The sequence below is a fragment of the Streptomyces sp. NPDC005706 genome (assembly GCF_040631045.1).
Taxonomy (GTDB): domain Bacteria; phylum Actinomycetota; class Actinomycetes; order Streptomycetales; family Streptomycetaceae; genus Streptomyces.
Genome location: NZ_JBEXYS010000001.1, coordinates 228,233 through 244,809, shown reverse-complemented (window position 1 = coordinate 244,809; position 16,577 = coordinate 228,233). Strand labels below are relative to the sequence as shown.

Here is a 16,577-nt window from a genome sequence, read left to right as displayed (position 1 = left end):
CCGGCACCGGCGGGTCAGGGACGCAGCGCGGGCTCGCGCTCGACGTCCCGGACGTCCAGCTTCGCGTCGTGGCGCGCCAGCGGCCTGGCCGCGGACGGGTCCGCCTGGACGGCGGCGGGCGCGACGCCCGCCCACTCCAGGATGCGGGCCGTGGCCAGCGCCTTCTGGTCGGGCACCAGGCCCGCCACGTTGGCCCCGTGGTTCATGCCGGGGGCGGTGAAGACGTACGAGTCACGGGCACCCGCGCCGACGCGGAACCGCTCCGAACCCCACGGGTCGTTCTCGCCGTAGACGAAGAGCATGTGCCGGGCGTGCTGCCGGACCCAGCTGTCCACGTCCCGCATCGCGTCCGGCTGGAAGCGCATCGGGATGGAGCGGGGCACGAAGTTGCGCGGCGGCTGGTAGCCGTAGCGGATCAGCTTCTTCTCGATGTACGGGAAGTGGATGCTGGGCGCGCCCAACTGGGTGCCCGCCTGGTAGTAGTACGGCGTGTACGTCTCCAGGCCCTGGTCGGTGTAGGCGGAGAAGCCGGAGATGGCGTCGACCGAGTCCCAGATCGCGTCGTCGGTCGCGGTCGCCGCCGCGGCGGGGATCGTGTCGCAGTCCTTCAGCAGGCTGTACTGCCAGAAGCCCCAGACGTAGTCGAGGACGACCGCCTCGTAGGCCTTGTCCAGACCGCCGATGGTGTCGAAGGTGTAGCCATTGTCGGCGGCGTACTGCGCGTACCTCTTCTCCAGCGGCTCGCGGCGGACCAGCGCCTCCCGCTGGACGGCGTTCAGCCGGTCCCGGCACTCCTTGGTGCCGACGCCCGCGAAGAACCGGTCGTACGCCGAGTCCTCCTTGTTGACGACGTCGTTGGGGGCGACGTAGGCGATCACGCCGTCCATGTCGCGCGGGTAGAAGCGCTCGAAGTAGGTGGCCGTCATGCCGCCCTTGGAGCCGCCGGTGGCCAGCCAGTTGGCGGAGTAGATCGGCTTCAGGGCCTGGTAGACCCGGTGCTGGTCACTGGCCGCCTGCCAGATGTCCAGCTTGGACCAGTCGGCCGGTGCGGGCCGGGACGGGGTGAAGAAGCGGTACTCCAGGGAGACCTGGTTGCCGTCCACGATCTGGGTGGGTTCCCGTCGGGACGGGGTCGTGGAGACGTTGTAGCCGCCGGTGTAGAAGACCGTCGGGCGGCTGGTGTCCTTGTGCAGCACGGTGATCCGCTGCTGGAAGGTGCCCTTGGACGGGTGCCGGTGATCGACCGGCTGGGTGTAGTTCAGTACGAAGTACCGGTAGCCGGGGTACGGCTTCTCCTGGACCAGGCTCATGCCGGGTATCGCCAGGAGCCGGTCCTTGATGTCGGGCTCGGACTGGGCGGCGGTGGCCGCGCCCGCTGTGCTCAGCGTGCCTATGAACACCGTGAGCGCCAGCAGCCATCTGAGCGCCTTGCGCATGCGCACTCTCCCCTGTGAGACAGATGTCCGCCGGAAGCTAGCGGAGCAACTGGCGTGACACCAGAGGGGGTTGTGCGGTTTGGGGCGGTCTGCGGTCACATGGCCGTACGGATCGATGGCCAAAGAGCTCAGGGGCTCGGGGATTCAGCGGTTCAGCACAGGAACCAGCCGGAGCTGACCGAGGCGCGGCCCACCGAGCCCCGCACCCACACGCAGCGCTGCCCGGCGTGCACGGTCACCGGGCCGGCGTGGTGCTTGAACCGGCCCGCGTCCGCGACCGGCCGGTTGCCGCGGGCCTGGACGCTGACCGACATGAGGCGTCTGGCGCCGGGGTGCCGGGCCACGGTGACGGCACAGACGTAGCCGTTGCGCTTGTAGACGTGCACGACGCCGGCGCTGAAGGGCAGGGTGCGTACCTCGCGTCCGGCGCAGGAACCGGCCGGGGCCGCCTGGGCGGCGCCGGGCACCGCGAGGGCGAGCGCGCCGGAGGCGGCCAGCGCGGCCGCGCCGAGCGCCAGACGCCGGCGTATCGCACCACAGTCCATCGTCGTCCTCCCCCTACCGCGGTCATACGTCCCCGGCATACGTCACCGACGACCGTACTGATGTACGGACGCACGACATGTGTCGGATGGTTGCACGACCGTCGGCGGGAAGGCCCTCCGGGGTGCTCAGCGGGTGGCGCCGACCGGCTCCTCCGGTTCGGACTGGCCGACGAAGGTCCGCCACAGCTCGGCGTACCGGCCGTCACGCGCCAGGAGTTCGTCGTGGGTGCCGTCCTCCACCACCCGGCCGTGGTCCATGACCACCACCCGGTCGGCGCGCGCGGCCGTGGTCAGCCGGTGCGCGACCACCAGCGTGGTGCGGCGGCCCGCCAGCCGGTCGGTGGCCTGGTTGACCTGGGCCTCGGTGGCCAGGTCCAGGGCGGCCGTGGCCTCGTCGAGGAGCAGGACGTCCGGGTCGACCAGCTCGGCGCGGGCGAGCGCGATGAGCTGGCGCTGGCCGGCCGAGAGGTTGCGGCCGCGCTCGGCGACCTCGTGCAGGTAGCCGCCGTCGAGCGTGGCGATCATCTCGTGCGCGCCGACCGCCCGCGCCGCCGCCTCGACCTCGGCGTCGGTGGCGTGGGGGCGGCCGTAGGCGATGGCGTCCCGGACGGTGCCCGGGAAGAGGTACGCCTCCTGCGGGACCACCCCGAGGCGGTGCCGGTACGAGGTCAGGTCCAGGGCGCGCAGATCCGTGCCGTCGGCCGTGACCCGGCCGGAGGTGGGGTCGTAGAACCGGGCCACCAGCTTGACCAGCGTCGACTTGCCGGCCCCGGTCTCGCCGACGAAGGCGACCGTCTGCCCGGCCGGGATCGTCAGGTCGATGCCGGTCAGCGCCTCCTCGTCGGCGCCGTAGGCGAAGCACACGTCCTCGAAGGCGATGTCGCCGCGCAGTGAGCCGACCTCGCGGGGCTCGTCGGCGGCGCCCGTGGAGGTCGGTTCGCGCAGCAGCTCCTGGATACGGCCGAGGGAGACGGTGGCCTGCTGGTAGCCGTCGAAGACCTGGGAGAGCTGCTGGACCGGGGCGAAGAACAGGTCGATGTAGAGCAGGTACGCCACCAGCGCGCCCGTGGTCAGCGTGGCCGCCTCCACCCGGCCGGCGCCGGTGATCAGCACGGCGGCCGCGGCGACCGAGGACAGCAGCTGGACGAAGGGGAAGTAGACCGAGATCAGCCACTGGCCGCGGATGCGGGCGGCGCGGTAGCTGTCGCTGCGCTCGGCGAACCGGCGGGCGCCGTCCGGCTCGCGCCGGAACGCCTGCACGATCCTGAGCCCGGCCACCGACTCCTGCAGGTCCGCGTTGACCAGCGACACCCGCTCACGGGCGAGTTCGTACGCCTTCACGCTGGCCCGGCGGAAGAAGAAGGTGGCGATGATCAGCGGGGGCAGGGTGGCGAAGACGACCAGGGCGAGCTGTACGTCGAGCACCAGCAGGGCGGCCATGATGCCGAAGAACGTGACGACCGAGACGAACGCGGTGACCAGGCCGGTCTGCAGGAAGGTGGAGAGGGCGTCGACGTCCGTCGTCATCCGGGTCATGATCCGGCCGGTCAGCTCGCGCTCGTAGTAGTCGAGGCCGAGCCGCTGGAGCTGGGCGAAGATCTTCAGCCGCAGCGCGTACAGCACCCGCTCGCCGGTGCGGCCGGTCATCCGGGTCTCGCCGATCTGCGCGACCCACTGCACCAGCACGGTGAGCAGGCCCAGCAGCGACGCGGCCCACACCGCGCCCAGGGCCGCCCTGCTGACGCCCTGGTCGATGCCGTGCCGGATCAGCACCGGCAGCAGCAGGCCCGCGCCCGCGTCCACGGCGACCAGCAGCAGGCTGACCAGCAGCGGCAGGCCGAAGCCGTGCAGCAGGCGGCGCAGGCCGTACGCCGCTTCGGCGCGCACCGCGCGGGCCTCGTCGACGTCGGGGACGTCGGTGGCCGGGGGCAGCGCCTCGACCTCGGCCAGGAGCTCGGGGGTGGCGGGGGTGCCGGCCATGGCCGCGTCCCTGGGCCGGCGCTCGCCCGTCCACAGCCTGGGGGTGATGCCGGCCTCGGCGTCGAACTCGGCGTCCAGCTCCTCGCGCAGGCTGGTGTCCTCCTGCGGCTCGGCGGGACCGGTGTGGCCCGGGGAGACGCCGCCCAGCTCGTCGGGGTCGGTCAGCAACCGGCGGTACAGGGCGCAGCGCTCCTGCAGTTCCTCGTGGGTGCCGAGGTCGGCGAGCCGGCCGCCGTCCAGGACGGCGATGCGGTCGGCGAGGTTCAGGGTGGAGCGGCGGTGGGCGATGAGCAGGGTCGTACGGCCCTCCATCACGTGCTTCAGCGCCTCGTGGATCTCGTGCTCCACGCGGGCGTCCACGGCGGAGGTGGCGTCGTCCAGGACCAGCAGGCGGGGGTCGCTGAGCAGGGCGCGGGCGAGCGCGACGCGCTGGCGCTGGCCACCGGAGAGGGTCAGGCCGTGCTCGCCGACCTTGGTGTCGTAGCCCTCGGGCAGCTCGCTGATGAACCGGTCCGCCTGGGCGGCGCGGGAGGCGGCCTCGATCTCCTCCTCGGTGGCGTCCGGGCGGCCGTAGGCGATGTTCGCGCGGACGGTGTCGGAGAACAGGAACGAGTCCTCGGGGACCAGGCCGATCGCGGCCCTGAGCGAGTCCAGGGTCAGCTCGCGCACGTCGTGCCCGCCGATCAGGACGGCGCCCCCGGTGACGTCGTAGAAGCGCGGCAGGAGCAGGGAGACGGTGGACTTGCCGGAGCCGGAGGAGCCGACGACGGCCAGGGTCTCGCCGGCCCGGATCCCGAAGCTGAGCCCGTCGAGCACGGGGCGCTCGTCGGCGTAGCCGAACGACACGTCGTCGAACTCGACGGTCGCCGGCGCGTCGGCGGGGAGGGTCTTGGTGCCGTCCTTCATGGTCGGCTCGGTGTCGATCAGCTCCAGCACGCGCTCGGTGCCGGCCCGGGCCTGCTGCCCGACGGTGAGCACCACGGCGAGCATGCGGACCGGGCCGACGAGCTGGGCGAGGTAGGTGGAGAAGGCGACGAAGGTGCCGAGGGTGATGTGGCCGCGGACGGCCAGCCAGCCGCCGAGGGCGAGCATGGCGACCTGGCCGAGGGCGGGGACCGCCTGCAGGGCGGGGGTGAACCTGCTGTTCAGCCGGATGGTGCGCAGCCGCCCCGCGAAGAGCCGGCGGCCGACCTCGCGCAGCTTCCCGGTCTCCTGCTCCTCCTGCCCGAAGCCCTTCACCACGCGGACACCGCTCACCGCGCCGTCCACGACACCGGCCACGGCCGCGGCCTGGGCCTGGGCGTACCAGGTGGCGGGGTGGAGCTTGCTGCGGCTGCGCTTGGCGATCGCGTACAGGGCGGGGGCCACGGCGAGGGCGACCAGGGTCAGCGGCAGCGACAGCCACGCCATGATCACCAGGGAGATCAGGAAGAGCAGGACGTTCCCGATGGTCATCGGGAGCATGAAGAGCAGGCCCTGGATGAGCTGGAGGTCGCTGGTGGCCCGGCCGACCACCTGCCCGGTGGACAGCTCGTCCTGGCGGCGGCCGTCGAGGCGGGTGATCGTGCCGTACATCTCGGTCCGCAGGTCGTGCTGGACGTCGAGGGCGAGGCGTCCGCCGTAGTAGCGGCGGATGTAGGTGAAGACGTAGACCAGGACGGCCGCGCCGAGCAGGGCCCCGGCCCACACGGCCATGGAGCGGGTGTGGGCGCCGATCACATCGTCGATGATCACCTTGGTGAACAGCGGGACGACGGCCATGACGGCCATGCCGCCGAGGGAGGAGCCGAGGGCGAGGACCACGTCCTTCGGATACCGCCAGGCGTAGCCCGCCAGCCGCCGTGCCCATCCCCGTTGCGCTGCCACGCCGGTGCCTTCCTGTCGTCCTGCTCTACCGGAAGGCACCAACGCCGGGGCGTGCGGATTTCATCCCCCCGCAACAAAACGGGGCCGGGCACCAGGACCGTGCCCGTGAGCGGCGGAGCCGCTTCAGCCCTGCGGGGGCACCGCGACGTGCGCCTCGCTCGGCGTGCTGGTCGGGGTGTAGCGGGCCACGGCGGACGTCGTCGGCACCAGGTCCTTGTGGATCGCCTTGGCCACGTTCTGGATGGTGGTGACGCCGTAGCCCATGGTGCTGTTGTCCTGCGTCAGCACGGACATCATGTAGTCGTGGCCGCCGCCGTTGAAGGTGCCGAGGCTGTGCACCCGCCAGCCGTGCGTGGCGCGCTCCAGCCAGCCGTTCTTGACGTGCACGGTGACCGTGGCCGGAGCCCCGGCCGGCGTGCCCCAGCGCTGCGAGGAGACGACCTGGTTCATGAGCTTGAGGATGTAGGCGCGCGAGTTGTCGCTCAGCACGGTGTTCTTCGCGGTGACGAGCTTGAGGAGCTTCTGCTCGTCGGTGACGTTCTCCTGGGTCAGCCCCCAGTAGCCGTTCGCACCGGGGACCGTCTTCGTCATCCCGGCGGCGGACAGGAAACCCTTGATCTTCGTCATGCCCAGCTGCTTCCAGAGCGTGCTGGTCGCGTTGTTGTCCGACTTGGTGATCATGGCCTTGGCGAGCGAGGCCTCACGGTCGGTCAGGTACCGGTTGTGCTTCTTGGCGTCCCACAGCAGCGTGGCGAGCACGGTGACCTTTACGGTGCTCGCCGAGTCGTAGGCGGTGGTGGCGCGCAAGGTGCAGGTCGTCTTGGTGGACCGGTCGTAGAGGCCGATCGCGACGGTGCCCCTGCGGTTCGCGAGCGCCGCGGTGATGTCCTTCTTCAGTTTGTCGGCCAGGCCCGCCTTTGCGGACGTACAGCTGACGGTGGGCGCGGTCGCCGCCGCGGCCGGGGCGGCGGCGACGGCCGGTATGAGCACCGCGGCGCCGAGGGCGGCCGCGAGCGCTCCGGTGCGTACGGATGTGCGGGAAGTCATGCATGCGTTGACTCACCGGGGCGGGTGACGGTTGTACGTGTGGCCGGTCACGGGGGTGGCAATGCTGCACTCATGCCGGAGGAGAACGAAAGCGGATTCAAGCGGTCGGGGCGCCTGTTCGCCGCGCTGGCGGTGCTGCGCTACCTCGCTTCGTCCGACGACAGGCTGCTCAGCCCGGACGAGTTCGACCCGAAGGACAACATCTGGGACCGCATCGGGGAGACGCATTACAAGCAGCACTACTCGTACGACGAACTCGTGCGTCTACGCGGAAAGGGCGGAACGGGATGGGAGGCCGCGAAGGAGGCCTTCCAGTCGGTACCGGATCTCCTGCAGCCCGGGCTGCCGCGGACCAACACCTTCAACGCCCGTGAACTCGCACAGCACAAAGCCGGTTACGACGCCCAGATGGCCGAGTACAGGAAGAAGTTCTCCCGGCTCTTCGACTGACCTGAAAGGGCGCCCCGGGCGGGGGCCGCCGCCGCGTCAAATGACCCTTTCCGCAGGCGACTTGCCGGGTTCCGACACACAACGGTCACCTCTCCTTCACCGCCATTTACGCATGTCCATGTCACGCTCCGGCTGTCCGCTCAATCAACCCGCGTAGATCGGCCCCCACATGCCCGTGACGCACATGCACCGCTGGAAGGCTCCGGCACTGGCCGTCTCGGCTCTGCTCGTCGGCCTCACCCTGCCCACGGCGATCGCCTCCCCGGCGAGCGCGACGACGACCTCGTACGACAGCACGTACTACAAGAACGCCGTCGGCAGGACGGGCGCGAGCCTCAAGTCCTCGCTGCACACCATCATCAGCAGCCAGAGCAAGATCTCGTACTCGGCGGTCTGGAACGCCTTGAAGGTCACCGACCAGGACCCGAACAACAGCGGCAACGTGATCCTGCTCTACAGCGGCGTCTCACGCGCCAAGTCCCTCAACGGCGGCAGCACCGGCGACTGGAACCGCGAGCACGTGTGGGCCAAGTCGCACGGCGACTTCGGCGAGGTGACCGGTCCCGGCACCGACCTGCACCACCTGCGCCCCGCGGACGTCCAGGTCAACAGCATCCGTGGCAACAAGGACTTCGACAACGGCGGCAGCGCGGTCAGCGGCGGGGGCGGCAGCCTCACCGACTCCGACTCCTTCGAGCCGCGCGACGCGGACAAGGGCGACGTGGCCCGCATGATCCTCTACATGGCGGTCCGCTACGACGGGGGCGACGGCTTCGCCGACCTGGAGCCCAACGAGAAGGTCAGCAACGGCAGCAACCCGTACATCGGCAAACTGTCCGTCCTCAAGCAGTGGAACGACGAGGACCCGCCGAGCGCCTTCGAGGAGAAGCGCAACCAGGTCATCTACGACACCTACCAGCACAACCGCAACCCGTTCATCGACCACCCGGAGTGGGTCGACGCGATCTGGTAGACGCACGACGGCGGCGAACCTCCCCCTGCACAGGGGAGGTTCACCGGCGTCCGGCGTCCGGCGCGGCCGGTCAGCCCAGATGGGTCGGCGCGAACATCCGCAGGACCGCGGGGAGTACGACCACCGAAGGACCGGGCGTGGCCAGCGCCTTGGTGAGGTCCGCCTCCAGGGTCTCTGGGGTCGTACGGACCCCCGGCACCCCGAAGGACTCGGCCAGCGCCACATAGTCCGGGCGGGTCAGTTCCGTCGCCGTCGCCTGGCCGAAGGCGTCGGTCATGTACTCGCGGAGGATGCCGTAGCCGCCGTCGTCGACGATCAGCCAGGTGACCGGCAGGTCGTACTGGCGGGCCGTGGCCAGTTCGGCGATCGAGTACAGGGCGCCGCCGTCACCGGAGACCGCGAGGACGGGTCGGGTCGGGTCGGCCGCCGCCGCGCCGAGTGCCGCCGGGAAGCCGTAGCCGAGGCCGCCGGCGCCCTGGGCGGAGTGCATGGTGTTGGTGCCCCGGGGGTCGAAGGCCGACCAGGCCCAGTACGCCAGGATCGTCATGTCCCAGAACGACGGGGAGCCGGGGGGGAGGGCGCCGCGGACGGCGGCCAGTACGTCCTGTTCCAGGGTGAGCTCCTGGCCCGCGATACGGTCCGCGACCTTGGCGAGCAGCTCCCGTACCCGCTCCGGCGCCGACTCGTCCGCGCGCTCCTCCACCGTCTCCAGCAGGGCCTGGAGGGCGAGGCGGGCATCCGCGTGGATGCCGAGGGCCGGGTGGTTGGACTCCAGCTTGCCGAGGTCGGCCTCGATCTGGATCACCCGGCCGCGCGGCTTGAACGTGTGGTAGTTCGAGGAGAGTTCGCCGAGGCCCGAGCCGACGACCAGGAGGACGTCGGCGTCCTCCAGGAAGTCGGTGGTGTGGCGGTCCTCCAGCCAGGACTGGAGGGAGAGGGGGTGCTCCCAGGGGAAGGCGCCCTTGCCGCCGAACGTCGTCACCACCGGGGCGTCCAGCTTCTCCGCCAGCGCCTTCAGCTTGCCGCACGCGTCCGACCGTACGACTCCGCCGCCCGCGATGATCGCCGGGCGGGCCGCACGGGACAGCAGGTCGGCCGCCACCGCGGTCAGCTCGGGGCGCGGGAGAAGGTCGTCCGGGGTGGCGTCCATCGCCGTCACCACCGGAAGCGGGGTCGGGGAGAGCAGTACGTCCTGGGGGATCTCCACCCACACCGGGCCGTGCGGAGCGGAGAGCGCCGACTTCCACGCCTCGGCGATCGCCGACGGGATCTGGGACTGGGTGCGGACGGTGTGCACCGACTTGACCACTCCCCGGAACGAGGCCGCCTGGTCGGGGAGTTCGTGGAGGTAGCCGTGTCGGCCGCCGCCCAGGCCGGCCGTCGGGATCTGGCTGCTGATCGCCAGCACGGGCGCGGAGGCCGCGGCGGCCTCCTGGAGCGCGGCCAGCGAGGTCAGCGCGCCCGGGCCGGTGGAGAGCAGCAGCGGGGCCGCCTCACCGGTGACCCGGCCGTACGCGTCGGCCGCGAAGCCCGCGTTGTTCTCCACCCGCAGGCCGATGTAGCGCAGCGACGAGCGGCGCAGGGCGTCGAACATGCCGAGGGCGTGCTGGCCCGGCAGGCCGAACACGGTGGTCGCGCCGAGCCCGGCCAGGGTTTCCACGACCAGGTCCCCGCCGGTGCGCCCCGGGGGAGGGTTCAGCGCGGTCGAGATCTGTGCCTCGGTCGGGCGGAGCACCAGGTCGTGGTCGTGAGTCACTTCGCTTACGCGTCCTTCCGGGCCGCCGCGATCTGGCGGCTCATGATGGTGGTCAGTTCGTAGGCCGTGTGGGAGGCCGCCACCGAGGTGATCTCCGCGTGGTCGTACGCGGGGGCGACCTCCACGACGTCCGCCGACACCAGGTTGCAGGACGCCAGCCCGCGCAGGATCTCCAGCAGCTCGCGGGAGGTCATGCCGCCCGCCTCCGGGGTGCCGGTGCCCGGGGCGTGGGCCGGGTCGAGGCAGTCGATGTCGATGGAGATGTACAGCGGACGGTCGCCGATCCGCTGGCGGAGCTGGTCGGCCACCTCGTCGGCGCCGCGGCGGTAGACGTCCGCCGAGGTGACGATGCCGAAGCCCATCTTCTCGTCGTCGGTGAGGTCCTGCTTGCCGTACAGCGGACCGCGGGTGCCGACGTGGGAGAGCGCCTCGGTGTCGAGGATGCCCTCCTCCACGGCGCGGCGGAACGGGGTGCCGTGGGTGTACTCGGCGCCGAAGTAGGTGTCCCAGGTGTCCAGGTGGGCGTCGAAGTGGAGCAGGGCCACCGGGCCGTGCTTCTTCGCCACCGAGCGCAGCAGGGGCAGCGCGATGGTGTGGTCGCCGCCGAGGGTCATCAGCCGGGCGCCCGTACCCAGGAGGTCGTCGGCCGCCGCCTCGATGGTCTCCACGGCCTCGTTGATGTTGAACGGGTTCACGGCGATGTCGCCGCCGTCCGCGACCTGCGCGAGGGCGAAGGGGGAGGCGTCCTGCGCCGGGTTGTAGGGGCGCAGCAGCCGGGACGCCTCGCGGATCGCGTTGCCGCCGAAGCGGGCGCCCGGCCGGTACGAGACGCCGGAGTCGAACGGCACGCCCACCACGGCGACGTCGGCGGTGCCGACCTCGTCGAGGCGGGGCAGCCGGGCGAAGGTCGCGGGCCCGGCGTACCGCGGGACGCGGGAGGAGTCGACGGGGCCGCGGGGCGTCTCGTTGCTGCTCATGGTCAAATGCCTTCTTTCCAGCGCTTCATCACGCTTGTAACGCTTCCTGTACGACTCTACTGGTGCGCCGCTACCGGTTCGGACGCGAGTTCGGGTTCGGGGGACCGTCCCGCGAGGCGTTCCCGCCAGGCGGCGAGGACGGTCTCGTCGGTGGGCCTGGTCACCAGGGAGACGGCGACGTAGACGACGAGGGAGGCGAGCAGGCCGTAGTAGACGGGCTCGTTGGCGAGGATGCCGTAGCCCGCCATCAGGCCGATCACGGCGAGGCCGCCGACGATCACGGAGGCCAGCGCGCCCTGCGCGGTGCCGCGCTTCCACAGCAGGCCGCCGAGGATGGGCACGAGCAGGCCGCCGACGAGGAGGTTGTAGGCGACCGTCAGGGCCTCGACGACGTTGTTCAGCGCGATCGCGGTGCCGATCACCCCGACGCCCATGATCAGGATGAAGACCCGGTTGCCCCGGACCTCGTCGTGCTCCTCGCCGGAGGGCCTGACCACGCCCCGCAGCCGCGACCAGATGTCGTTGTTGGCGACGGTGGCGCAGGCGATCAGGGCACCGGAGGACGTCGACATCACGGCGGCGAGGGCGGCGGCCAGCACCAGGCCGCGCACACCGACGGGCAGTTCGTCCTTGACGATGGTGGCGAACGCGTCGTCCGGGCTGCCCAGCTTGGGGTAGAGCACCTTGGCCGCCGTGCCGATCACGGCGCCGGCGAGGGCGTAGGCGAGGCAGTAGGTGCCGGCGACCGTGCCGCCCCACTTCGCCGTCCTGTCGCCGCGGGCGGTGAACACGCGCTGCCAGATGTCCTGGCCGATCAGCATGCCGAAGGTGTAGATCAGCACGTAGGTGAAGATCGTCTCGCCGCCGATGCCCAGCGGGTCGAAGTACGTGGTCGGCAGCTTGGCCTTCATCTCGGAGAAGCCGCCCGCCTTGATCACCGCGATGGGCAGGAGCAGCAGGAGCACACCGATCGTCTTGACCACGAACTGCACCATGTCGGTGACGGTGATCGACCACATGCCGCCCAGCGTCGAGTACGCGACGACGATCGAGCCGCCGAGGATGATCGCGACGGTGCGGTTCATGTCGAAGAGGACGTCGAAGATGGTGGCGTACGCGATGGTGGACGTCACCGCGAGCATGAGGGTGTAGGCCCACATGACCAGCCCGGAGATCACACCGGCACGGCCGCCGTATCTGAGGTCCAGCATCTCGGAGACCGTGTAGACCTTCAGCCGGGCGATGCGCGCCGAGAAGAAGACGGACAGGGCCAGCAGACCGAGGCCGATGGTGAAGACCATCCACGCGCCGGAGAGGCCGTACTGGTAGCCGAGTCCGACGCCGCCGATGGTGGACGCGCCGCCGAGGACGATCGCCGCCATGGTGCCGGAGTACATGGCGGGCCCGAGACGACGGCCGGCGACCAGGAACTCGCTCTTGGACTTGGCGCGGCGCATGCCCCACCAGCCCATGGCCAGCATGCCGGCGAGATAGACGACGATCACTGTGTAGTCGACGGCCATGTGGGGCCCTCCTTCGCGCACATCCGGTGGCGTGTCGTGCGGGTTGCAACGGGGACGTGACGGCAGCGGATCGCGGGGACATCCGCCCGTACCCGCGGCTGCCGGTCTGAGTTGACACTAGGTGGCCGGAAAGCGACTGCGAAGTGTACGTTTCATCCATGTGAACGGGGCTGGATGGAGGGAACGCACACTATGCCGGAACCGGTCGCCCCAGCCGTCCCACCGACCCCACCGGTCGCGCTCTCGGCCCTGCTGTCCCGGGAGGACCTCGCCCTGCGCCAGATCGCGGGCCCGTCCGGTCTGTCCCTGGTGATCCACGGGGCGCACACCTCGGAGATGGCCGATCCGTACCCGTATCTGCTGGGCGGCGAGCTGCTGCTGACGGCCGGGGTGCACATCCCGCAGGCGGCGGAGGCGGGCACCTACTTCGACGACTACGTCTCCCGGATCGTGGCCGCCGGCGGCGCGGCCCTCGGCTTCGGACTGGCACCGGTGCACGACACCGTGCCGCCCGCCCTGATCGAGGCCTGCGAAGCGCGGAACCTCCCGCTGCTCGAAGTCCCGCCCCGGACCACCTTCTCGGGCGTGGCCCGCGCGGTCTGGCAGCTCATGGCACAGGCCCGGCTGGCCGAGCTGCGCCGGGTGACCGACGCCCAGCAGAGCCTCGCGGCGGCGGCCTCCCGCCCGGACCCGGTGCCCTCGGTGCTGCGCCAGCTCGCCCAGCGCCTGGGCGGCCACGCGGTCCTCCTCGGCCCGGACGGCGCCGACGTCGCGGAGGCGGGCCGGGCGGTCTCCGGCGAGGTGCGGGAAGCCCTGGCGGAACTGGCGGAGGTGGTCCGGCCGAGCGGCCCGCGGCCCCCGGAGCCGGAACGCGCCCCGGAGGGCGACGGCGGCACCGGGCGGCCCGGCGGCACCGCCGGACCCGCACCCACCGCCCCCGCCACCCCGTCCCCCCGGCCGGTGCCCTCCTCCGCCACCGACACCCTCGGTGACACCCACCTCGCCGCCTACGCCCTCGGAGCCGGCGAGGGGTTCGTGCTCGCAGTGGCCTCCGGGCAGCGCGGCCCCGGGGACCACACGATCGCCTCCGTCGCCGCCGTACTGCTCTCCCTGCTGACCGGCGGGCAGCGGAGCGGGTCCGGCGCGGCCCGGTCGGCCGCGCTCGTGCGGCTGCTGCTCGGCTCGTCCCCCGAAGAGGTGGCGCCGCTGCTCGGGGACGGCGACTGGATCGTCGTGCACGCCCGGCCGGAGGCCCAGGCACCGGACGCGGTGGCCGCCTCCGCACTGGGCGCCGCTCTCGGATCGCCGCTGGTGGACGTGGCCCGTGACGTCGTACGGGTGCTGGTGCCCGCCGAGCGGGAGCCCGTGCCGCAGCCGGGCTGGACCCTCGGGGCCAGCGCGGCGGCCAGACCCGGCGAGTGGTCCGCCGCCGACACCCAGGCGGCCCGCGCGCTGTCCCGCGCCCGCGCCACCCGCGTCCCGCTGGTCCGGCACGGCGCCCGGCCGGGCCTGGCGGACCTGGTGCCCCGCGCGGACGCCCGGGCGCACGCCCGTGCGCTGCTCGCGCCGCTCGGCGGCCGGCCCGCGCTCGCCGAGACGCTGCGCACCTGGCTGTCGCTGCACGGCAGTTGGGACCGTACGGCGGTGGCGCTGGACGTGCACCGCAACACGGTGCGGCAGCGGATCGCCCGCTGCGCCGCGCTGTTGGACGCCGACCTCGACGACGCGGACGCGCGCATGGAGCTGTGGTTCGCGCTGCGGCAGCACTGAGCGGGGCGCGGGGGCCGGGTGTTGCGGTGAGCCCCAGTGATCCGAGTCCCAGCCTGCGGTATGCCGAGGACGCGCCCGGTCCGCTGCCCTCACAATGGGAGGCATGCCGATACCCGGGACACCCAGCCGCCCCCAGCTCGTCGACCACCTGGTGAGGACCCGTATCGCGGGGGACGTCGCCACGCCCCGCGAGAACAACCTCTCCCACTACCGCCGGCTGGCCAACGGCGAGCGCAACTTCTGGCTGGGGCTGGAGCTGGGCGACCGCTGGGCGGACGAGCAGGACGTGCTCGCGGTGATGGCCGAGCGGGTGGGCGTCAACGACGACCCGGAGTACCGGTTCGGGCAGGACACCATCGACCCCGAGCTGACCGTGGACGCGCTCGACCGGCTGGCCGCCCGGCTGCGCAAGGCGGCCGAGGGACAGCAGCGGGTGCTGTTCGCCACCGGTCACCCGGGCGGTCTGCTGGACGTGCACCGGGCCACGGCCGGGGCGCTGCGCGCCGCCGGCTGCGAGATCGTGGTCATCCCGGACGGGCTGCAGACGGACGAGGGTTACGTCATGCAGTTCGCCGACGTGGCCGTCCTGGAGCACGGCGCGTCGTTGTGGCACACGCACTCCGGCGAGCCGATGCGGGCCATTCTGAACGGACTTGAGCGCGAGGGGCGTCCACTGCCGGACCTGGTGGTCGCCGACCACGGCTGGGCCGGGTACGCGGGACAGCACGGTGTCGACTCCGTCGGGTACGCCGACTGCAACGACCCGGCGCTGTTCCTCGCCGAGTCCGAGGGCACCGTGCAGGTGGTGGTCCCGCTCGACGACCACGTCGTCAGCCCGCGCCACTACGACCCCATGACGGTGTATCTGCTGGCGGCGGCGGGTCTCGACTAGGGCCTGTCCGGCGGGAACGGCGGATGTGCGGCTCCGTGGACGGGGCCGCACATCCTTGTCTCAGGTGATGGTCGGCTCAGCGCCCTCCGTGGCCGCCGCCGCCGTGGCCGCCGCCGTGACCGCCGTGGTCGCCGCCGTAGCCACCGTGGTCGCCACCGTAGCCGCCGTGGTCGCCGCCATAGCCACCGTGGTCGCCGTGGTCGCCGCCATAGCCACCGTAGTCGCCGTAGTCGTCGTCATCGTCGTCGTTCCACCACCCGTTGTGGTGGTTGTAGTGGTCGTTGTCTCCCCAGTCCCGGTCGTGGCCGCCCCAGTCCCGGCTGTGGCTGTAGGAGCCGTGGTCGCTGTGGTCGGAGGCCGAGGCGGTGCCCGCCGTGCCGACCGCTGCCCCGCCGGCCAGCAGCAGGCCTGTGGCGGACATGGCGACAAGGCGCCTCGTGCGCTGTGCTCGCATGGGAAATACCTTCCATCCCTGGGTGGATGGCCGCCGCCGCGGATCAAGGGGGAAGAGCGGGGCGGTCGAAGAGGTGTCACCGCAGCATGTGATGCGGCACGACGTGCGTCACCTTGCCGGCGCCTGTGGCCCACCCCGTACGCGATCGCGCCCTCGGGTGCCGTGGCTGAGGTCCGGGCTCATCCGAACACTCGCCGGCCGGGCATGCCGTGCACTGCGGCTTTCACTTTCAGAGCCTAGTCCCCCATGCGTCACACGTCATTTTGAGCAGGCAACTATTTTCCGCCCGCCTCAAAAAACCTCGGAAGATCATATTCCGCCCAGCGGCAGGCAAGGTGACGGCAAAGTATGCCCGGAACTACCGCCCCAAACACCGCCATACCTCACCCAAATTCGTCCGGCGCCGACCACTCCTGCGGCTACGTTCTAGAAGTTCCTGGCCTGACCACCAGGAATCACACAACTGAAACGGGAGAACACATGCGGAAACTGGCAACGGGCATCCTGACGGCAGCCCTGTTCGCCACGGGGGCAGGAACCGCGTTCGCAGCCTCTTGGCACACGATTCCGACGCTGCACACGGGTGGAGCGAAGTTCTACGACGGCCAGTACAAGTTCTGGCCCGCCGGCCAGCACCACGGCGCCTTCGAGTGGAAGGGCAAGCTCCAGGACGCCGACCACGGTGACGGACACAACGTGTACATGCAGGTGAAGGTCGAGGGTTACGACTGGAACCGGTACAACGGCAAGCAGAAGAAGACCGTCCCCATGGACAACTACAACTGGGACGGCGCAGAGCGCTACACGGTCAACGCCTACATACGCGTCTGCCGTGACAAGGGCTCGTTCCACCCGGACAACTGCTCCGTGACCAAGCACTACAAGCGGCCGTAGCCGGTACACCGGCG

13 protein-coding genes are annotated in these 16,577 nt (G+C 71.3%); 5 read left to right on the top strand and 8 right to left on the bottom strand.

Translation table 11 applies throughout. The features are described 5' to 3' along the window. Positions 1-14: 14 nt before the first annotated feature. The 4 genes from ABZ478_RS01085 to ABZ478_RS01070 form a co-directional block, all read right to left on the bottom strand. The gene (locus ABZ478_RS01085; RefSeq protein WP_359544406.1) at positions 15-1,436 is read right to left on the bottom strand and encodes a S28 family serine protease; all 1,422 of its coding nucleotides are present in this window, start codon (positions 1,434-1,436) and stop codon (positions 15-17) included. 152 nt (positions 1,437-1,588) lie between these two features. Beyond that, complete coding sequence (locus ABZ478_RS01080) at positions 1,589-1,981, bottom strand: hypothetical protein (RefSeq protein ID WP_359544405.1); 393 nt, start codon at positions 1,979-1,981, stop codon at positions 1,589-1,591. 126 nt (positions 1,982-2,107) lie between these two features. Beyond that, positions 2,108-5,827 (bottom strand): ABC transporter ATP-binding protein, encoded by a 3,720-nt coding sequence (locus ABZ478_RS01075; RefSeq protein WP_359544404.1) that lies wholly within the window; start codon positions 5,825-5,827, stop codon positions 2,108-2,110. A 123-nt stretch (positions 5,828-5,950) separates the two neighbouring features. Continuing rightward, positions 5,951-6,874: a serine hydrolase gene (locus tag ABZ478_RS01070; RefSeq protein WP_359544403.1), complete on the bottom strand. Its 924-nt coding sequence runs from the start codon at positions 6,872-6,874 to the stop codon at positions 5,951-5,953. Positions 6,875-6,946: 72 nt separating this feature from the next. Between ABZ478_RS01070 and ABZ478_RS01065 the strand changes: the two genes are divergently transcribed. Both ABZ478_RS01065 and ABZ478_RS01060 read left to right on the top strand, forming a co-directional pair. After that, positions 6,947-7,324, top strand: coding sequence for a hypothetical protein (locus ABZ478_RS01065; protein ID WP_359544402.1), 378 nt, complete (start codon positions 6,947-6,949; stop codon positions 7,322-7,324). A 169-nt stretch (positions 7,325-7,493) separates the two neighbouring features. Further along, on the top strand, positions 7,494-8,297 hold the full coding sequence (locus tag ABZ478_RS01060) for an endonuclease (RefSeq protein WP_359544401.1): 804 nt from the start codon (positions 7,494-7,496) through the stop codon (positions 8,295-8,297). Between the two features lie 70 nt (positions 8,298-8,367). Here the strand turns inward: ABZ478_RS01060 and ABZ478_RS01055 are convergent, their stop codons facing one another. From ABZ478_RS01055 to ABZ478_RS01045, 3 genes are read right to left on the bottom strand one after another with little or no spacing between them, the layout of a single operon-like run. Continuing rightward, entirely contained in the window at positions 8,368-10,053 is a 1,686-nt protein-coding gene (locus ABZ478_RS01055; RefSeq protein ID WP_359544400.1) for a thiamine pyrophosphate-binding protein, read from the bottom strand. A 5-nt stretch (positions 10,054-10,058) separates the two neighbouring features. Next, positions 10,059-11,030 carry an agmatinase gene (speB, locus tag ABZ478_RS01050; RefSeq protein ID WP_358937901.1) on the bottom strand — a complete coding sequence of 324 codons (972 nt, stop codon included), beginning with the start codon at positions 11,028-11,030 and terminating at the stop codon, positions 10,059-10,061. 56 nt (positions 11,031-11,086) lie between these two features. Then, on the bottom strand, positions 11,087-12,553 hold the full coding sequence (locus ABZ478_RS01045) for a sodium:solute symporter (protein ID WP_359544399.1): 1,467 nt from the start codon (positions 12,551-12,553) through the stop codon (positions 11,087-11,089). A gap of 192 nt (positions 12,554-12,745) precedes the next feature. Between ABZ478_RS01045 and ABZ478_RS01040 the strand changes: the two genes are divergently transcribed. After that, entirely contained in the window at positions 12,746-14,323 is a 1,578-nt protein-coding gene (locus ABZ478_RS01040; RefSeq protein WP_359544398.1) for a PucR family transcriptional regulator ligand-binding domain-containing protein, read from the top strand. A gap of 103 nt (positions 14,324-14,426) precedes the next feature. Then, on the top strand, positions 14,427-15,215 hold the full coding sequence (locus ABZ478_RS01035; protein ID WP_359544397.1) for a phosphatase: 789 nt from the start codon (positions 14,427-14,429) through the stop codon (positions 15,213-15,215). Between the two features lie 76 nt (positions 15,216-15,291). Here ABZ478_RS01035 and ABZ478_RS01030 read toward each other — a convergent pair whose 3' ends face one another. Beyond that, positions 15,292-15,636: a hypothetical protein gene (locus tag ABZ478_RS01030; protein WP_359544396.1), complete on the bottom strand. Its 345-nt coding sequence runs from the start codon at positions 15,634-15,636 to the stop codon at positions 15,292-15,294. A 513-nt stretch (positions 15,637-16,149) separates the two neighbouring features. On the opposite strand from ABZ478_RS01030, the gene ABZ478_RS01025 reads away from it, so the two are divergent. Continuing rightward, positions 16,150-16,563 (top strand): hypothetical protein, encoded by a 414-nt coding sequence (locus ABZ478_RS01025; RefSeq protein ID WP_359544395.1) that lies wholly within the window; start codon positions 16,150-16,152, stop codon positions 16,561-16,563. Positions 16,564-16,577: the final 14 nt, after the last annotated feature.

Excerpts from the sequence above, each read along its gene's own strand:
- ABZ478_RS01040 (WP_359544398.1), top strand. The coding sequence starts at position 12,746 with ATGCCGGAACCGGTCGCCCCAGCCGTCCCACCGACCCCACCGGTCGCG.
- ABZ478_RS01045 (WP_359544399.1), bottom strand. The coding sequence starts at position 12,553 with ATGGCCGTCGACTACACAGTGATCGTCGTCTATCTCGCCGGCATGCTG.
- ABZ478_RS01080 (WP_359544405.1), bottom strand. The coding sequence starts at position 1,981 with ATGGACTGTGGTGCGATACGCCGGCGTCTGGCGCTCGGCGCGGCCGCG.
- ABZ478_RS01025 (WP_359544395.1), top strand. The coding sequence starts at position 16,150 with ATGCGGAAACTGGCAACGGGCATCCTGACGGCAGCCCTGTTCGCCACG.
- ABZ478_RS01085 (WP_359544406.1), bottom strand. The coding sequence starts at position 1,436 with ATGCGCAAGGCGCTCAGATGGCTGCTGGCGCTCACGGTGTTCATAGGC.
- ABZ478_RS01070 (WP_359544403.1), bottom strand. The coding sequence starts at position 6,874 with ATGACTTCCCGCACATCCGTACGCACCGGAGCGCTCGCGGCCGCCCTC.
- speB (WP_358937901.1), bottom strand. The coding sequence starts at position 11,030 with ATGAGCAGCAACGAGACGCCCCGCGGCCCCGTCGACTCCTCCCGCGTC.
- ABZ478_RS01035 (WP_359544397.1), top strand. The coding sequence starts at position 14,427 with ATGCCGATACCCGGGACACCCAGCCGCCCCCAGCTCGTCGACCACCTG.
- ABZ478_RS01060 (WP_359544401.1), top strand. The coding sequence starts at position 7,494 with ATGCCCGTGACGCACATGCACCGCTGGAAGGCTCCGGCACTGGCCGTC.
- ABZ478_RS01030 (WP_359544396.1), bottom strand. The coding sequence starts at position 15,636 with ATGTCCGCCACAGGCCTGCTGCTGGCCGGCGGGGCAGCGGTCGGCACG.
- ABZ478_RS01065 (WP_359544402.1), top strand. The coding sequence starts at position 6,947 with ATGCCGGAGGAGAACGAAAGCGGATTCAAGCGGTCGGGGCGCCTGTTC.